Here is a 16580-nt window from a genome sequence, read left to right as displayed (position 1 = left end):
CTACTCCAGTCATTGAGGCGCGCCACCATATTCTGTCCGGCGTGCCTCCATGGCCGCACACAGACTCTGTTGCGCTCCTTCGAAATCGAAATCCCCCAGCAGCGTTTCGATGCGCTGCCAGTATTCAGGATAACCGGCTTTGAACAGTTCGTGCTGTTGTTCCCACCACAGACCCGCCTCGGGGTCGCCATCCTCTAGCATGGGCAGCAGCTTCTCGCTTGCAGCCAGCAACTCGCTGGCATCGACTACCCGCCGGGCCGGTGCCGGCATTTCTCCCATGCTGGCGCCCGCATCCATGCTGCGCAAGCTATCCAGCACCCGTGCCAGTTCGGCCAGCACAGCCTGCAGCGCCGCATCGATCGCCGCTGGGTCCGCCCCGCCATGACACAGCTGCTCCAGTAGCGCTGCCTGCTGCTGCAATGTACGCGCGCCGATATTGCCGGCATTGCCGCGCAAAGTGTGGGCGCAACGCTCGGCAGCATGGCTGTCGCTGCTGTGCTGCGCGGTGCTGAAATGCAGCTCGAACTGGCTCTGGTTCTTTTCGAATTTGCTGAGCAGCTTGCGGTACAGCTTTTCGCTCTGCATGGTGGTGGCCAGTCCTGCTGCCACATCGATGCCGGGCAGGCTGGCCGGCACGCTGCTGACGGTATTCGGATAGGCCCGGCGCAGCGGCGCCACATGGCTGCCCGCCGCACCGCTAGGCTTGATCCAGCGCGCCATGGTTTCGAACATCACATCCACATCGAGCGGCTTGGCGATGTGGTCGCGCATGCCGGCCGCCAGTACCAGTGCGCGATCACCTGCCATGGCATTGGCCGTCATGGCGATCACGGGGATCTGCTGCAGGGCCGGAGTCTGACAGATGATGCGGGTGGCTTCATAGCCATCCATTACCGGCATCTGGCAATCCATCAGGATGCCGTCGAACGCGCTGTCGCCAGCCAGTATGTCGAGCGCCTCGCGCCCGTTGTTGGCTACCACCACCTGCAGGCGGGCATCGCTGAGCAGTTCCAGCGCCAGTTCCTGATTCAGATCGTTGTCTTCTACCAGCAGCACGCGCGCACCATACAACTGGGCCATGGCCTGCTGCACACTCTGCCCCAGCTCGGCCACGGGCCGGCGGCGCAGCGAGAAGCGCTTGAGCGCTTCGCCTATGGCTTCCAGCAGCGAAGACGGTGTGGCCGGCTTGGTCAGCACGGTGCTCAGCTGCACCTGCTGTTCGCGCGCTGCCGCCAGCGCTTCCTCGCGCCCGTAGGCCGTCACCATGATCACAGCCGGCGCCTGCAGGCGGGTGCTGCGCTGCAGTTCCCCCACCAGCTGCACGCCATCCATTTCCGGCATGCGCCAGTCCGATAACAGCAGGTCGAACTGAGCTCCTTCGGCCTGCGCCGCCGCCACCATTTCCAGCGCCTGCCGTCCGCCGCTGGCGGTGGCCACATGCAGGCCGAAGGAGAGTGCCATGTCGTGCAGGATTTCACGCGCAGCCGCATTATCGTCCACCACCAGCACGCGGATGCCGCGCAGCTCCTCGGCCGTGAACATGCGGTTGGTCTGCGCGCTGGCCTGCAGGCCGAAGCGGGCCGTGAAATGGAACACGGAGCCCTGCCCCGGCTCGCTCTCGAGCCAGATGCGGCCGTGCATCATCTCCACCAGCGTCTTCGAGATCGCCAGCCCCAGTCCCGTGCCGCCGTATTTGCGCGTGGTGGAAGAATCAGCCTGGGTGAAGGACTGGAACAGACGCCCGGTCTGTTCGGCTGTCATGCCTATGCCCGTATCGCGCACCCAGAAATGCAGCTCGACCTCGTCCGCGCTCTGGCGCAGACAGCTCACGCCCAGCACGATCTCGCCCTTGTCGGTGAACTTGACGGCGTTATTGCCCAGATTGATCAGCACCTGGCCCAGCCGCAAGGGGTCGCCCACCAGTGCCGTCGGCACATTGGCGGAAGCGTCGAAAATCAGTTCCAGCCCTTTCTCGTCGGTCTTCATCGACAGCAGATTACCCAGATTGTCGATCACATCTTCCAGCCGGAAGTCTATGCGTTCCATCGCCAGCTTGCCTGCTTCGATCTTGGAGAAGTCCAGAATATCGTTGATGATGCCTAGCAGATTGGTTCCGGCCTGCACCACTTTCTCGATATAGTTGCGCTGCCGTCTATCGAGCTCCGTTTGCAGCGCCAGCCGCGACATACCGATGATCGCATTCATCGGCGTGCGGATTTCGTGGCTCATATTCGACAGGAAGTCCGACTTGGCGCGGGTGGCACTTTCGGCTTTTTCCTTGGCCGAACGTAGCGCATCATTCAGTTCGCGGTCGGCCGTGATGTCATCGATGATCCATACCGTACCCTTGGAATGATCATGCGGATCGACTGCATTGCCCTGCAGGCGGGCCCAGAACAGGCTGCCATCCTTGCGCTTGAGCTGCTGTTCGCGCGTGTGCGACTGGCCGGTCCAGATGGTTTCGTACGGCAGGCCGCCGATGCGGTTGGCCTCTTCATCGGCATACCAGATGGCAGTCTGCTGGCCCAGCATCTCCCACAGCGGCCAGCCGAACATCTCATGCAGGCGGCGGTTGCCGCGGTGTAGCGTGCGCTCGCGGATCAGGGCGATGCCGGAAGTGGCCGTATCGAGTATGGCGCGCTGTTCGTCATTGGCGAGCTGAATCTGTTCCTGCGCGCGGCGCTCGGCCGTGATATCCCAGGCGATCACCACCACGCCTTTTTCCGGCTGCTGCTGGTCGATCGCACGGGTGGAGGTGCGTGCCCAGAACAGGCTGCCGTCCTTGCGCTGCAACTGCAGGTCCAGCATATACGTCTGGCCGCTGAGGATCTGGGCATAGCCGGTACTGCCCACCATATCGTAGTCTTCCTGCCGGTGGAACCAGCAGCGCGTAGGCTGGCCTTTCAGCTCGCCCACGGGGTAGCCTAGCAGCTCGTCCAGCCCGTGGTTGCACTGGCGGATCACGCGCTGCTGCACCAGCGCGATGCCGACCGATGCCGTGCCCAGTATCGCTTCCTGCTCCCGGTTGGCCGCCAGCAGCGCCGACTCGATGCGCAGACGCTCCGTTACATCGTGCAGCGAACTGGCGATCAGCAAGCCCTGGTCCGTTTCAATAGGGCTCAGGCTTACTTCGACGGGAATTTCGCGCCCGTCGCTGGTGCGGGCATACAGCATGCTCTCGCTGCCGATGCGGCGCGTCTGCCCCCCCTGCAGATAGTCCTGGCGGAACTGCTGGTGGCCCGCCGCCGGAATCAGCATCTCGACCGGCTGGCCGATGAAAGCCTCGTGGGCATAGCCGAAGAAGGCTACGGCCTGCAGGTTGACCATCACGATGCAGCCATCGGCAGCACTGATCACCATCGGGTCCGGGGTGGAATTGAGCAGCGCACGGAACTGCTGTTCGCGTGCATGGGCAAGCGCTTCCGCCGCCACCCGCTTGCTGATGTCGCTGAACAGGGCAAAGCTGACCTGGCGCCCGTCCGAGCTATCGACAAAAGTATTCACATAGGCCATGCAGGGCAGCAGGCTGCCGTCAGCACAGCGCAGATTGGCTTGCAGCTGGTAGGCACCGTGGGCATCCTGCACAGACTGATCGAGCACATCGCCGAGCCGCTTGCCGATAATTTGATCTGACGACTGTTTTAGCAGGCCGACCATGGCCACATTGGTCTGCACGATGTGCCCCGTATCGTCGATCAGCACAAAGCCCTGCTGGGTGGTGCTGAGGATGGATTCATAGCGCTTGCGCGCACTGAGCGTTTTGGAATACAGGAAGACGAACAGCAGGCCGAAGCTCAGCAGCATCAGTGTAGCGAAGCTGGCCAGCAGTCCCAGCGTGGTCTGGTTGATGGACGAGGTGATCTGCACCCCGTCCAGCGGCAGGAAACGGGCCGCCCCCATGGCGATGTAGTGCATGCTGGAGATGGCCAGCCCCATCACCACGGCAGCAGCCAGCGACGCCAGATACGGTATGCGCCGCAATCGGCCGTGCGCAATACGGCGGTTTAACAGCAGGGCCAGCGTCGCACTCAGCACCGCGGCCAGCAGAGAGAACACGAATTCGCCAGGCTCATACAGCAGCCGGCCCTGGAACTGGAAGGCGGCCATGCCCATGTAGTGCATCAGCCCCACGCCACAGCCCATCACCACGCCCGCCAGCAGCAGCCTGACGTAGCCGATGCGGCGTGAAGCAATCGCCCGCAGCGCAATCGAGGCGGCGGCCACGCCGGGCAATGCCGACACCAGCGTCAGCCAAGGCTCGTAAGCCACGCCGCAATTGAGCCGGAACGACGACATGCCGATGAAGTGCATGGCCCAGATGCCCAGTCCCAGCATCAGGGCGCCCAGCGTAACCCAGTAGCGCCCTTGTTCGCGCCGGCGCGCCATTTCGAACGCGCAGAAGGAAGCAAAGATGGCAATCGAAACGGAAACGATGATGCCGGTGTAATCGTAGCTGGAGCTGATCTGCGGCATAGCCAGATCGGCGGCAGAGGCAAAAGAGAACGGATTTCCCGAAAATACCGGCATTGCTACTCCTGCATAGGAAGGTAGCAACCATTATGAATAAAAAAACATGGGCTGTGCAAGGAAACTCGCCCTCGCTCCGCCCTGCTAGCGGCCTTGCCACCGGCAGCAGGCCGCCCATGCCGCCGGGCCCGGCCCGATTACAGGCCTAGGCCAGCGGTAACTGTGCCGGCGCCCGGCGCAGCTGCGTTGCCGGTGCAACAGCGTGCGTGCCGGTCTTGAACACATCGACCGACTCGATCAGCAGCACAGCCTGATCGCGCAGACTGGCAGCCGCAGCGGCCGCTTCTTCCACCAGCGCCGCGTTCTGCTGGGTAACCTGATCCATATCCATAATGGCTTGACTGACTTGCTCGATACCTTGCGACTGCTCGTTGCCCGCTGCGGAGATATCGGCGATTACGGCACTGACCTGGTGCACGCTGTCGACGATGGCTTTCATGGTCGCGCCGGCAGCATCAACGGCATTGCTGCCCGCCTTGATCTTGTCCACCGAGTCATCGATCAGCAGCTTGATTTCCTTGGCGGCCGATGCCGAGCGCTGCGCCAGATTGCGCACCTCGGTGGCCACCACGGCGAAGCCGCGCCCCTGCTCGCCAGCGCGGGCTGCTTCCACAGCGGCATTCAGGGCCAGAATATTGGTCTGGAAGGCGATGCTATCGATCACGGAAATAATTTCAACGATGCGGGCGGACGACTGTGTAATCGCCTTCATCATGTCGACCACCCGGCTCACTTCGTCGCCCCCGCGCTCAGCAATCTCCGAAGCCGAACCAGCAAACGCATCGGCCTGACGGGCGCTGTCGGCATTCTTGCGCACGGCGGCGGTCAGCTCTTCCAGCGAAGCGGCGGTTTCCTCCAGTGCGCTGGCCTGATTTTCCGTACGGTCCGACAGATCCTGATTGCCCGAGGCAATTTCCTCCACACCCCGTTCTATGGTCTCCGCTGCCAGATGAATCTTGGCCACCGTCTGTTTCAGGCCATCCGACATTTCGCCCATGGCTTGTAATAACTGGCCTGTTTCATCGCGCGAGCGGGTTTCGATCACCCGCGTCAGGTCACCATTGGCCACTTCACGGGTGATTCTTACCGCCGCGCCGAGCGGACCGGTGATACCACGGCTGACTGTCACACCAATGCCTATGCTGATGGCCAGCGTTACAAAGAAGGCCAGCCACAACACGCGTTCGCGCGCGACCGAAACCTGCAAGGCGTCAGTCTCGTCGGCGCTGGCGCGGGCATTGGCACGCTGGACGATTTTCTCCACGGCGCTGCGGTGGCTCTGGTAGGCCTGCTTCATGTGCTGGAAGGCGCGCTCGGCAGCAGCACTATCGTCGCGCTGCAGCGCCGGCACGAACTCGCCCAGCGCCACGCGGAAGAAGGCCTCGGCCGGTTCGCTCGACTGGTGTAGCACCAGATCAGCCAACTCGGCATCGAGCTTCTGGCCGACCCAGTACTGCTTGCGCTGGTTGAATTCCTTCTGCTGATGCTGCAATTGCTGCACCAGCGCAGCACGTTCGCCTTCGCTGGCGGTTCTTAATTCGGTGGCCGTCAGATAGGATTCGACGATAAATTCCGGTGGCGGCAGCACATCTGCCAGCAGATCCTTGCCCTGCACGATGCGGTTGTACACGGGCCCATTGACTTCCAGCTCCTTGAGAGTGGAGCGGGCAGTCACGCCAAACAGCAGGAAGCCTGCCACGAAGGTGGTGATGAGCAAGGTGATACGTTGCCCCACAGTCAAATTACGCATCCATTCCATCGCAGTCTTCCTTGCACCAGCGAGTGCTCTCGGGTTAGTCAGTGTATCTGGCGGATCAAAGTTTCCATATGGAAAGTGTAATTGAATTTAATGAATTTGGCAAATAAATTTCTCAATGTGTTTATTTGTCGAATTTGGTAAATTTTGAAAATTCAGCACCAGACGGGCTTGGCAGTCCAGGCAAGCCGGGTTGCAACTGCCGGTGATAGCAGAGCGATAGGAAAAATCTCTTCCTTGATAGAAAAAATTTCTTCAAATAAAGAGTATTTCATTTGCCTGTTTAGATCGCCTGGATTAGAATTACTTCATCAATGAAGAAAATTGAAAGGAACATAATGAATCTCGATAAATTCAAGCACCAGCACCTCGATATTCTGGGCGCCATCACCGGCTTGCGCGCACTGGTGCAGCAAGGCATCGCCGAACAGGCCAGCGCGATTGCGCAGCAGATCGTCGCCATGAGCGGCTTCATCAAACTCCACCTGGCAGTGGAAGACCGGGTACTCTACCCGGCACTGGAACAGAGCGGCAATGCGCAACTGGCGCGCATGAGCCGGCAATATCGGGGCGAAATGGACCACATCGCCAACGCCTATCTGGCGTTTGCCGCCAAGTGGAATACCCCGCGCCTGCTGGCTGCCGAACCTGAAGTATTCCGCAGCGAAGCCAACGCTGTCCTGCGTACCCTGTACGAGCGCATGCGGCGTGAAGACCACGAGTTCTATCCGGCCATCGAAGCGGGAGCCCCGGCCTGAGTGCCCGCTCTGTACTGAGGCCTGTCTGAACTAGCCGCCAGCCTCAGTCGGCACTGTCCTGCACGCCACGGAAGCCTATCGTGCCGGCACGGTCCTTGGACGGCGCCATCAGCAGATATTTGCCATGCTCGTCAAGGCGATAGGCTTGCGGGAAGTACCAGTAGGAATTCTGCGGCTGGTAGTAGCTGCCGCCCCGCAGCACCGCTGCGCGCGTGTGCTGGTCGGCAAACTCGCTAGTCCATTGCCACACGCTGCCCACCAGGTCCTCCACCCCGAACGGGCTGGCGCCTTGCGGATGCTGCCCGACCAGCGCTGGTGCCGTCAGGCTGCGCCCTTGTTCGGGCGCCTGCACCATGCTGCTATCCCAGCGATTGCCCCACGGGTAGAGCCGGCCATCGCTGCCTTGCGCTGCATACTGCCATTCCCACTCGTGCGGCAGGCGCTTGCCGGCCCAGCGCAGATAGGCGCGCGCATCTTCGAGCGAAACCCAGACCACGGGGCGCTGGGCGTCGCCGGCGCGCGGCGCACCATCGACCCAGTGGCGCAGGAAGTTGTGCGCATCGGCCGGACGGTAGCCGCTGGCGCGCATAAAGGCCTCAAACTGCGCGTTGGTAACGGGGTGGCGGTCGATGTAAAAGCGCTTGATGGCCAGGCTATGCAAGTGATGGCGGCGCGCCACGGCTTCCCACGGATATTGCACGTCCAGTCCGGGCTTGTTCTCGCCTTCGATCTCGATGCCATGCACCTTGAAGTTAAACTGCCCGGCGGGAATCTCCACCATGCCGGCCGGAGCGCTGCGTGCGGCGCGGGTGGGAGCAATCGCCACCATTTGCTGCGGCAAGGGCTGCCATGTGCCGGCATAAGCGGCCAGCGGCTTGCGCGCCTGCTGCGCCAGCACCTGCAGCGTGGCCGGCAGGCTAGCCATGCTGGCCCCTGCACGCAGGCGCAGAATAGCGCCATAGCCGTGCGCCTCCAGCGTCACTTCCAGTTCCGCATCGCCGTCGACGATGCGCGGCTGTAGTTCCCTGCCCTGCCACAGATCGAAATAGCGCTGGCCCGGCTGGTGCGGCAGGCGCAGTACCGGTTCGCTGATTTGCCAGTCACTGCGGTTGATGATGGTCCAGAGCGTACTGTCGCTGAGCGGGAAGGCGCTCGCATACACGCCATAGTGCAAGGTCTGCACATGCGGCTGCCACGCTACGCTGACCATGTGCTCGGGGAAGGCACGGTAGATGGTGGCGATGCGGCGCAGCGCCTCGCCATCGCGCGGCGTGATCTGATTCCACCATCCCCAGACATTTTCCCAGCTCTGGATGCCGCTGCCGTTGAAGAAGGCATCCTGCAGCAGCGTGCTGCGGTCGGTGGCCCAGCGGTCGCACACGTGCACCATGTGGCGCGGCTCCAGCCACTTCCACTTGCTGACCATGGGCACCAGCGAGCCGCCCCAGTAGCCCCAGCTTTGCTGGTTGTAGGCCAGCATGCGATCGTCTTTGAAATTGAGTTCCGGCTCCAGCGATAGCGCCTGGCCTCTGGCATCGGCCGCCTGCCGGTATTCCAACGGCAAGCCGTCCATGGTGTCGCCATTGATGCCGTCCGCCCCCACCTCGGCCATCAGCGCCACGGTGGCGGCATGCATGCTGCTGCCCGCATCGCGCGTGCCGGTATCCCACGGCATGGTGGGGAAGAAGACTTTGACGCCCTGCGCATGGAACTCCTTGATCAGCGCGCGCACGCCATCTCCCCCACCGGGCAGATCGCGCAGCAGGTCCCACTGGTTGCGCTCATCGATGCCGATGTTGGGATACACGGGCCATAGCAGCACGCTGTCTATGCCGCCATAGCGCTGGCGCAGATCATCGAGAAAGCGCGGCACCGTGTAGCGCTGCGTGGCGGGATCGTACAGATAGCGGTCTTCCACCATGGCCTGGGTCTGCACGAAGTCGCGCTGGGTCCAGCGCAGTTCCGGGCGGCGATACTGGGCATCGTCGTAGCCCATGCTGGCGCGCTGCACATTGCGCCAGCTTTGCATGGCCTGCAGCCACGCCACATACTGGCCCTGCGTATCGCGCTTCCAGTTGTTCAGCCGCGCCAGCCAGTCCGCTTCGCCGAGGTCCTGCTGCGCCGGACCGAGGATCTGGCTGCCGCGCAGTTCGATGGTGACAGCATCGGCGGCAACGGCCGCACCACTATGCCCGCTCAGGAACAGCAACAAAGCCGGCAGCAGCGGCAAAAGTTTTACAGACCGGCGACTGGCTTTTTTCATGTCGGCATAGCGCGCAGAGATCCGGGCGCGCAGAAGTTACACAGGTTGTCTATTCTAGCGAAACACGCAAGAAATCGGCTATATGCCGTTTTCCCGATGCTTGTTTAGTGCCCTACCCACCATGCAGAAATGAAAAAACCCGCCGTGGCGGGTTTTCAGGATGGGCAACTGCGCCTCGCGGCAAGCAGTGTCCGGCCAGACTTGCTTACTTCTGGTTCAGCAGCGAATGGTGACGTGCGTAAGTGAAGTACACCACCAGACCTATGGCGAGCCAGATCAGGAAAGCGATCCAGGTGATCGCGCTGAGGAAGGCCATCAGCGCGCCGCAGAACAGGATGGCCAGTGCAGGAATCACAGGCACGCCCGGGCAGCGGAATGCGCGGTGCAGTTCTGGGCGCTGCTTGCGCAGAATGATGACGGCCAGCGACACCAGGCAGAAGGCTGCCAGCGTACCGATGTTGGCCAGCTCGCCCAACACCTGCAGCGGCACCAGTGCGCCCAGCAGGCCGAACACGATACCTACCAGCCAGGTGGCCACGATAGGCGTACCGGCACCATTCAGCGACGACAGTTTTTTCGGCAGCAGGCCATCGCGCGACATGGCGTACAGCACGCGGCTCTGGCCGAAAGCCATCACCAGTATCACGGTGCTCATGCCCAGAATCGCGCCCAGATCGACGAAACCGGCGAACCAGTTTTCACCGGCGAACTGCAGCGCCAGCGAAACCGGATGATCGATGCCCTTGAACTGGGCAAACGGCACGATGCCGGTCATGATGGCCGACACCACCACGTACAGCACGGTGCAGATGGCCAGCGAACCGATGATGCCGATAGGCAGATCGCGCTTGGGATTCTTGACTTCTTCTGCTGCCGTGGTCACGGCATCGAAACCGATGAAAGCGAAGAACACCAGCGCCGCAGCGCTCATCACGCCATTCACGCCGAACGGCATGAACGGATGCCAGTTGGCCGGCGCCACGTGGCGCGCACCAACCAGTATGAACAGCAGTACCACGCCGATTTTCACCACCACCATCACGTTGTTGATGCGGGTCGATTCGCGCACGCCGAGCGACAGCATGACAGTCAGCGTCATCATGATCAGGAAGGCCGGCAGATTGAAGAAGGTGGTCACGCCCGGCAGCGCGCCCGGCGCAGCAGACAGCGCAACAGGGATCTGCAGGCCGAAGCCGCCCAGCAGCGACTGGAAGTAGCCGGACCAGCCGACCGACACGGCCGAAGTCACCAGCCCGTATTCGAGGATCAGGTCCCAGCCTATCATCCACGCCACCAGTTCCCCCAGAATGGCGTAGCTGTAAGTGTAGATACCACCTGCCACCGGCAGGATCGAAGCAAATTCGGCATAGCACAGCGCCGCGAAGCCGCAGGCAAACGCGGCAACAACAAACGACAGGGCCAGCGCCGGACCGGCGGTGGAAGCACCGCTACCGGTCAGCACAAAAATACCGGTACCGACAATCGCGCCTATACCCATCAGAATCAAATCGACGGGGCCCAGCACCTTTTTCAGACCGCCGCCCGCACTGGCTGCGTGCATGGCATCGAAATCCTTGGTTCTAAAAATACTCACTACCACCCTCCACTATTGTTTTGAACAGGCCGCGTAGACCGGTTATGCCTATGGCTATTCTGACGTTACGTAAACGTCAAAGCGCCGCAGTATGACACAACTGCGGCCCCTTGGGCTGTCTGGGCGGTTACAAAGCGAGGCCAACTGTGGCGTACGGAGTTCATTGCGACTGTGATGCGGCCAGTGGAATTGCAGGGGTCTTGCACAGCATTGCCGACCTTCCTGGTGGGGACGCCAAGCCTGCAATGCTGCAAGACCTGCCGTTTACTGCTGGGCCGAAACCGCCTCGAGAATCACCTGGGCCACGGCTTCGGGCTGCGAAATCTGCGGCGTGTGCCCTGCCTTCAGACTCACGGTATGTGCGCCTATCTTTTTCGCCATCGCCCGTTGCAAGCTGGTCTGCAGCATGTAGTCCTGCTCGCTGACGATGTACCAGCTAGGCTTGCCTTTCCACGCTGCAGCTGCGACCTTCTGCTCAAAATTCTTGCCGCGTACCGGACCTTGGGTCGCCGTCATCAGCTTGGTCTTATCAGCCGGCACATCCTGCGCCAGATGCTTTTCGACGCCTTCCTGCGTAAGCTTCAGGAAGCCGTACTTATCCGCCACGATGTGACTGAAGCCCGAAGGAACAGGGTAATGCTGGGTCAGATCCGCCACCGACTCGCCCTCCGATGGCGCAAAGGCGGCAACGTACACCAGTGCTTTGACGCTGTCGCTCACACCGGCTTCGGTAATCACGGCACCGCCCCACGAATGGCCGACCAGAACGACAGGGCCGTCCACAGCTTCGATCGCACGACGCGTCGCGGCAACATCATCTTCGAGCGCCGTGAGCGGATTCTGTACTGCCACCACTTTGACGCCGTGCGCTTCCAGCAAGGGGATGACTTGCTGCCATGCCGAGCCGTCAGCGAAAGCGCCGTGGACCAGCACTACAGTCGGCTTCAGCACCAGCGGGACTGCGCTGGCGGAAATTGCAGTGCCACTCAAAGCAACGGCTGCCAGCAGGTTCTTGGTAATGGATGACATGATATTCCTTTCATTAAAACTGGCCTGAGACACCAGCGAGTACAGCGAAATAGCTGTGATGGGGTGTACTTTACATATGAAACCAATTGGGATAAATTGCCAAACATTATCAATACTTGAAACAAATTTGATCTAATGGACCGTCTGGCCGCCATGGCAGTGTTTGTCAAAACAGTGGAGCTGGGATCGATCTCCGCCGCCGCGCAGGCCATGGATCTGTCCACCCAGCTTGCGGGAAAGCAGGTAAAGGCGCTGGAGCAGAACCTGAGTGTGAAGCTGCTGAACCGCACGACGCGGCGCCAGAGCCTGACCGACAGCGGGCGGGCTTTTTATGAACGTGCCAAGTACATCCTTGCGGAAATGGAGGCTGCCGAGGCCCTGATCGCGGAGACGCGCGCCAGTCCGAGGGGACATTTGCGCATCAGTGCGCCGATTACTTTTGGCAGCCGCGCGTTGACTCCGGCGCTGACCGAATTTCTACGGCGCTATCCGGACGTGACCGTGGACCTGCGCCTAACTAACCGCACAGTCGATTTGATCGATGAAGCGTACGACCTGGTGTTCCGAACCGGGCCGTTGCCGGACAGTGGCCTGCTGGCCAGACAGTTGGCGCCCTATCGTCTGGTGCTGTGCGCTGCCCCCGTCTACCTCGCCACACACGGACACCCCGCGCATCCCAAAGAGCTACTGCAGCACGAGTGTCTGGTGTTTTCCCACACCTCAATGCGGCGGGAATGGGTATTTGACGGACCGGATGGCAGCATTACCATACCGATCTCCGGCCGCTTCACAACCGATAGTGGTGAAGCGCTACGCACTGCCGCATTGGCGGGCTTGGGCATTATCCTGCAGCCCAGAGAATTGATCGGCGATGACTTGCGGGACGGGCGGTTGGTCGAACTGCTGCCCGCTTATCACTCGCCCGACCGGCTGCTGCACGTCGTCTATGCGCCTGACCGGCGCATGACGCCCAAGCTGCGCAGCTTTCTGGATTTCACCTACGAGAAGTTCGGCGCTCCTTAGAGAGTCCGCACGCCCGACGCAACAGCGTGACCTGCGCGCCGCCCCCCTGCCGCGCCTCTGCGGATTTACTACCGCCATCCAGGACTAGGACATTATGTCCCAATGTATGGATTTTGCTTTTGGTTAGTATGTCTACCTGTAGGCAGTCATTCCCTACAAGCGGCGTCTGATGGCTGGCGCCAGGTCATAGTCTAACAATATTCAAAATGATGGAATGGATACCCATAGTTTTCTTTAGCTTCAAGGGCATCGTGCTTGTCATAGGCATGTTCTACGCCATCAAATGGCATTACGACCAGGGGCAAAAGAAGCAAGTGACGGATAAACGAACGCTGCTACGCATCAGTGTCGCGGTGGCCTTAGCCTTTGCGGCGCTACTGACTGGACTGCTGCTCCTGACCGCCCAGCTGAGCAAGACCCTGGGGCTGGATCTGACGCTGCCCTAAGGCCAAAGAAACCGGCGATGGGGGCATTGTCAGGTGAGCTTGCTTTCCTGCGCAAATTCCGCAGGAAAGCAAGCCCGCTGCTGCTCACACAGAGTGCAGTCCGGTTTGCGCACTCGCACGTCAGGATGCATTAAAGCTAGCTGATCGAACATAAAACGCTTCCATTTAAGATGGGCGATATTTTTTTCGCAAAACGGGGCGAAAAAATACTGCAGCAGCGTACTGACCTCTTCGCGCCCACCCAGCCCCATGTCTTCCCATAGGTGACGACTGCCTTGTGCTGCGGCAGCCACGACATGAGCCGCCCAGTACGCGTGCCGTTCGACCACTGGAATGGTGCACTGTGCCAGCAACAGCTGCACCAGTTGCCGCTGCTCCCAGCTGGCTTGCCTCATTAAGGTGTCATACTGCTGTGCAGGCATACGTTCGAGATCATCCAGCTCGGGAAAGCAAAAGCTCAGCAGTTCGCATAGTTCTTCCTGTGGCAAGCTTAAGGTCCATGCACTCAAAGGCAAATCACCCGCTTGTGCATGGCCCATGACCCCATGCACGGCACGCCCCAGCAAACGCAAGACGTGCGCGTCAGGATGCGCAATAACGGGGGCGGCGGCGCGGTTCATTCGACGATCTTCTTCACGTCTATGCGCTGCAGCCATTTCACGTGACGGGGGCCGGTACGCAAATCCTGCGCCGAAATCAGCGCTATCCTTCCTTCGTCATCACCCAGCGCTGCACCATTCTTGTCCAGCACGACCAGCACGCCATCACCTAGCGGGGAGTTGAACAGTTCCGACCATGAAAACACCACGGCGTAGCCATCGCTGGCGGTCGCGATGATGACAGTCTTTTTGACGTCATTATGGTCTTTGCTGATGATGCTGGCCTGGGCCAGAACATCGCGCAGACGCACGCCAGACAGCTTGCTGCTGGCCCCAGCACTACCGTGCTGCAGCTTGACGATCGCATCGCCCGGATAGCGCTGGGCCAGCTGGCGCAGTTCGGCGACACCTAGCGCCAGCGTATGCTCGACAGCGCCCTGAACAGCTAATTGTGTCGTCACATACTGGGATGGATCGCCGGTGACAGGATGGGCATGGGCGAAATTGCCTAGCGCCAGTGTCGCAGCCAGTGCCAGACGGGGAAGAAAACGGGGTAAAGCTGTTGCCATATCATGCTCCTAAAGTTAGACCGGAAGCGAGCGACTAGCTCGCCTCTTACTCAATACTGATAAGCCAGTTGTGCAAACCACTGACGTCCCGCCGCAGGGAAACCGTCTGCTAAGGCATAGTTGCGGTCAGCAACGTTATTCACGCCGCTCTCCAGACTGATGTGGGCCTTAGGGTGGTAGCTGGCTTTCAGATTCATGGTGGTGAAACTGGCCAGTTGCACAGTATTCGATGCCCAGCGATTGCTGTTGTGCTCGGCAAAAGCAGTGAGTTCCGTATCGGCGCCTACTTGCAGCGCCGCCTTTAGCAGCAACTTCTGCTGTGGCACATCAGTCATCCGCGTCGTGGGATTGCTACGGTTTTTCAAATCCAGATACGTGTAGCTGCCGCCCAGACTCAGCACGCTATTACATTGATGCTCGCCTTCCAGTTCCAGTCCCGAGATGCGTACCCGGCCGAGATTCTGCATTTGCGCCTTGTTGCCCACGACATTGGCCACACTCTGAATCTTGTTGCTGATGTCGCTGTTGAATATCGCTGCCTGCCAATGCGTGGTCGCGTCGCCTTGCACGCGATAGCCCAGCTCGGTATGGGTGGCGCTTTCCGGCTGCAGCGCAGGGTTTTCGATATAGCTTCCCAGCCGTTGCGAGTAGCGGTCTTTCAGCGTCGGCAAACGTGATTTATGCGCCAGCGTGGCATACAGGCGCTGACCGGCGGCCAGATCATAGAACAGCCCCGCCTGTCTATCGTGGGCGGTCTTGGCGTCCGGGATGGAGTAAGGATTTCCTGCACTGAAAACATTCAATGGTTTGAGCTGGTTGACTGCAGCGCCCAGCGACAAGGTAGTCGCACTATTCAGGACAATGCTGTCCTCGATGGCATAGGAGCGTAGCTCGTCCTTGTAAATAGCCAGCAGGCTGGCCGTCGCATCGCGCTCTTCGTGGCGGTCACGTTTGCTGTGCGCACTTACACGTATGGTCTGACCAGCCAGCCGGTGTGATTCCAGCTCGAGGCCGGCACCACTGGTCCAGTCGCTATAGATGCTGCGGCCACTGCCTACACTACCGGAACCAGCCGGCTTCAAGGTCGTATAGGCGGCATTGGTGTAGCTATCGACTTCATTGCCGTAGTTGTCATGGTAAGCCCGCAGCTTGAGCGTTTCGAACTGGCCCAGCGCCGTGCGCGAAATAAAGTACAGGCTTTCCTTGTCCCAGTACGGCCATTGCCAGTAGCGTGCCACCGATGGGTCGGTCGAAGGCGGCTGGCCTTTGACGCCATGCTGCTGATAGTAGCTGAGCGCATACTCGTCTCCCGCCACGGGCAGCAGGCCCAGCTTGAGCGACAGTTTGCTGTCGCGCCGGTAGGCATTGTTGCGGCTACCGGCGGCCTGATTGCTGGTTGGCTGGAAGTCCGATGACAAGGGGAAACTGTCGCTCTGATTGTAAGAGTAGCCCGTCTGCACATACCAGATGCCCTGACGGCTGCCCAGATTGACAGAGGCCAGCTTTTCCGTGCCGCTGGCCCAGCCGATACGCGCATCGGCTTCCAGTGCCCTGCTCGGCCTGCGCGACACCAGATTGATGGCGCCGCCCAGCGTATTGGCGCCATACGCCATGGAGCTGAAGCCTTTGGCCACCTGTATGCTGGCCAGATCTGCCGTGCTGAAGCGGGCGAAGTCGACATAGCCATCATAAGGCACGTACACCGGGATGCCATCGATATACAGGGGCACCTGACGGGCATCGAAGCCGCGCACCGCGATGGTCTTTTCATTGCGCGAATTGGTCGACAGGGTTACACCGGACAACAGGTTTAAGGCATCACCGACGTTTTCACGATTGTCCTTGCGGATCGTTGTCGCATCAATTACGGAAGCAACCTGATCCGTGTCCAGGCTGCCAGCCTGTTCGCGGGTGCCGATCACGACCACGGTGCCAAGTTCGAAAACCGTGGGCTGCGTGGCCTGCTGGGCAAGCACTGGTTGAGACAGGCCGGCAGCGAAAAGTGCACTAGCCATC

11 protein-coding genes are annotated in these 16580 nt (G+C 60.6%); 3 read left to right on the top strand and 8 right to left on the bottom strand.

All coding sequences use genetic code 11. From position 1 onward, the window contains the following. Positions 1-9 precede the first annotated feature (9 nt). Together GM655_RS06705 and GM655_RS06700 are read right to left on the bottom strand one after the other, a co-directional pair. Positions 10-4527: a PAS domain S-box protein gene (locus GM655_RS06705; RefSeq protein ID WP_155433764.1), complete on the bottom strand. Its 4518-nt coding sequence runs from the start codon at positions 4525-4527 to the stop codon at positions 10-12. Between the two features lie 145 nt (positions 4528-4672). After that, positions 4673-6277 (bottom strand): methyl-accepting chemotaxis protein, encoded by a 1605-nt coding sequence (locus GM655_RS06700; RefSeq protein ID WP_229632398.1) that lies wholly within the window; start codon positions 6275-6277, stop codon positions 4673-4675. A gap of 344 nt (positions 6278-6621) precedes the next feature. Here GM655_RS06700 and GM655_RS06695 point away from each other — a divergent pair, with 344 nt between their 5' ends. Further along, positions 6622-7041: a hemerythrin domain-containing protein gene (locus GM655_RS06695; RefSeq protein WP_155433762.1), complete on the top strand. Its 420-nt coding sequence runs from the start codon at positions 6622-6624 to the stop codon at positions 7039-7041. 43 nt (positions 7042-7084) lie between these two features. Here GM655_RS06695 and GM655_RS06690 read toward each other — a convergent pair whose 3' ends face one another. The 3 genes from GM655_RS06690 to GM655_RS06680 form a co-directional block, all read right to left on the bottom strand. Continuing rightward, positions 7085-9271 (bottom strand): formylglycine-generating enzyme family protein, encoded by a 2187-nt coding sequence (locus tag GM655_RS06690; RefSeq protein WP_229632397.1) that lies wholly within the window; start codon positions 9269-9271, stop codon positions 7085-7087. A gap of 238 nt (positions 9272-9509) precedes the next feature. After that, positions 9510-10898 carry a branched-chain amino acid transporter BcaP gene (bcaP, locus tag GM655_RS06685; RefSeq protein ID WP_371866720.1) on the bottom strand — a complete coding sequence of 463 codons (1389 nt, stop codon included), beginning with the start codon at positions 10896-10898 and terminating at the stop codon, positions 9510-9512. A gap of 264 nt (positions 10899-11162) precedes the next feature. Then, positions 11163-11927 (bottom strand): alpha/beta fold hydrolase, encoded by a 765-nt coding sequence (locus GM655_RS06680; protein WP_155433760.1) that lies wholly within the window; start codon positions 11925-11927, stop codon positions 11163-11165. Positions 11928-12062: 135 nt separating this feature from the next. Here GM655_RS06680 and GM655_RS06675 point away from each other — a divergent pair, with 135 nt between their 5' ends. Then, positions 12063-12950: a LysR family transcriptional regulator gene (locus GM655_RS06675; RefSeq protein ID WP_155433759.1), complete on the top strand. Its 888-nt coding sequence runs from the start codon at positions 12063-12065 to the stop codon at positions 12948-12950. 206 nt (positions 12951-13156) lie between these two features. After that, positions 13157-13396: a hypothetical protein gene (locus tag GM655_RS06670; RefSeq protein ID WP_155433758.1), complete on the top strand. Its 240-nt coding sequence runs from the start codon at positions 13157-13159 to the stop codon at positions 13394-13396. A gap of 29 nt (positions 13397-13425) precedes the next feature. On the opposite strand, the gene GM655_RS06665 is transcribed toward GM655_RS06670, so the two are convergent. From GM655_RS06665 to GM655_RS06655, 3 genes are read right to left on the bottom strand one after another with little or no spacing between them, the layout of a single operon-like run. Continuing rightward, positions 13426-14016 carry a nitrogen fixation protein NifQ gene (locus GM655_RS06665; protein WP_196308716.1) on the bottom strand — a complete coding sequence of 197 codons (591 nt, stop codon included), beginning with the start codon at positions 14014-14016 and terminating at the stop codon, positions 13426-13428. After that, positions 14013-14564: a molybdopterin-dependent oxidoreductase gene (locus GM655_RS06660; RefSeq protein WP_155433756.1), complete on the bottom strand. Its 552-nt coding sequence runs from the start codon at positions 14562-14564 to the stop codon at positions 14013-14015. The genes GM655_RS06665 and GM655_RS06660 overlap by 4 nt, the downstream gene beginning before the upstream one ends. A 50-nt stretch (positions 14565-14614) precedes the next feature. Beyond that, complete coding sequence (locus GM655_RS06655) at positions 14615-16579, bottom strand: TonB-dependent receptor plug domain-containing protein (RefSeq protein ID WP_229632396.1); 1965 nt, start codon at positions 16577-16579, stop codon at positions 14615-14617. Position 16580: the final 1 nt, after the last annotated feature.

Source organism: Pseudoduganella danionis (assembly GCF_009720775.1).
In the GTDB taxonomy this organism is placed as follows: Bacteria; Pseudomonadota; Gammaproteobacteria; order Burkholderiales; family Burkholderiaceae_D; genus Rugamonas; species Rugamonas danionis.
Note: the sequence above shows the minus strand (reverse complement) of the source record. Positions and strands in the feature narration are given on the sequence as shown.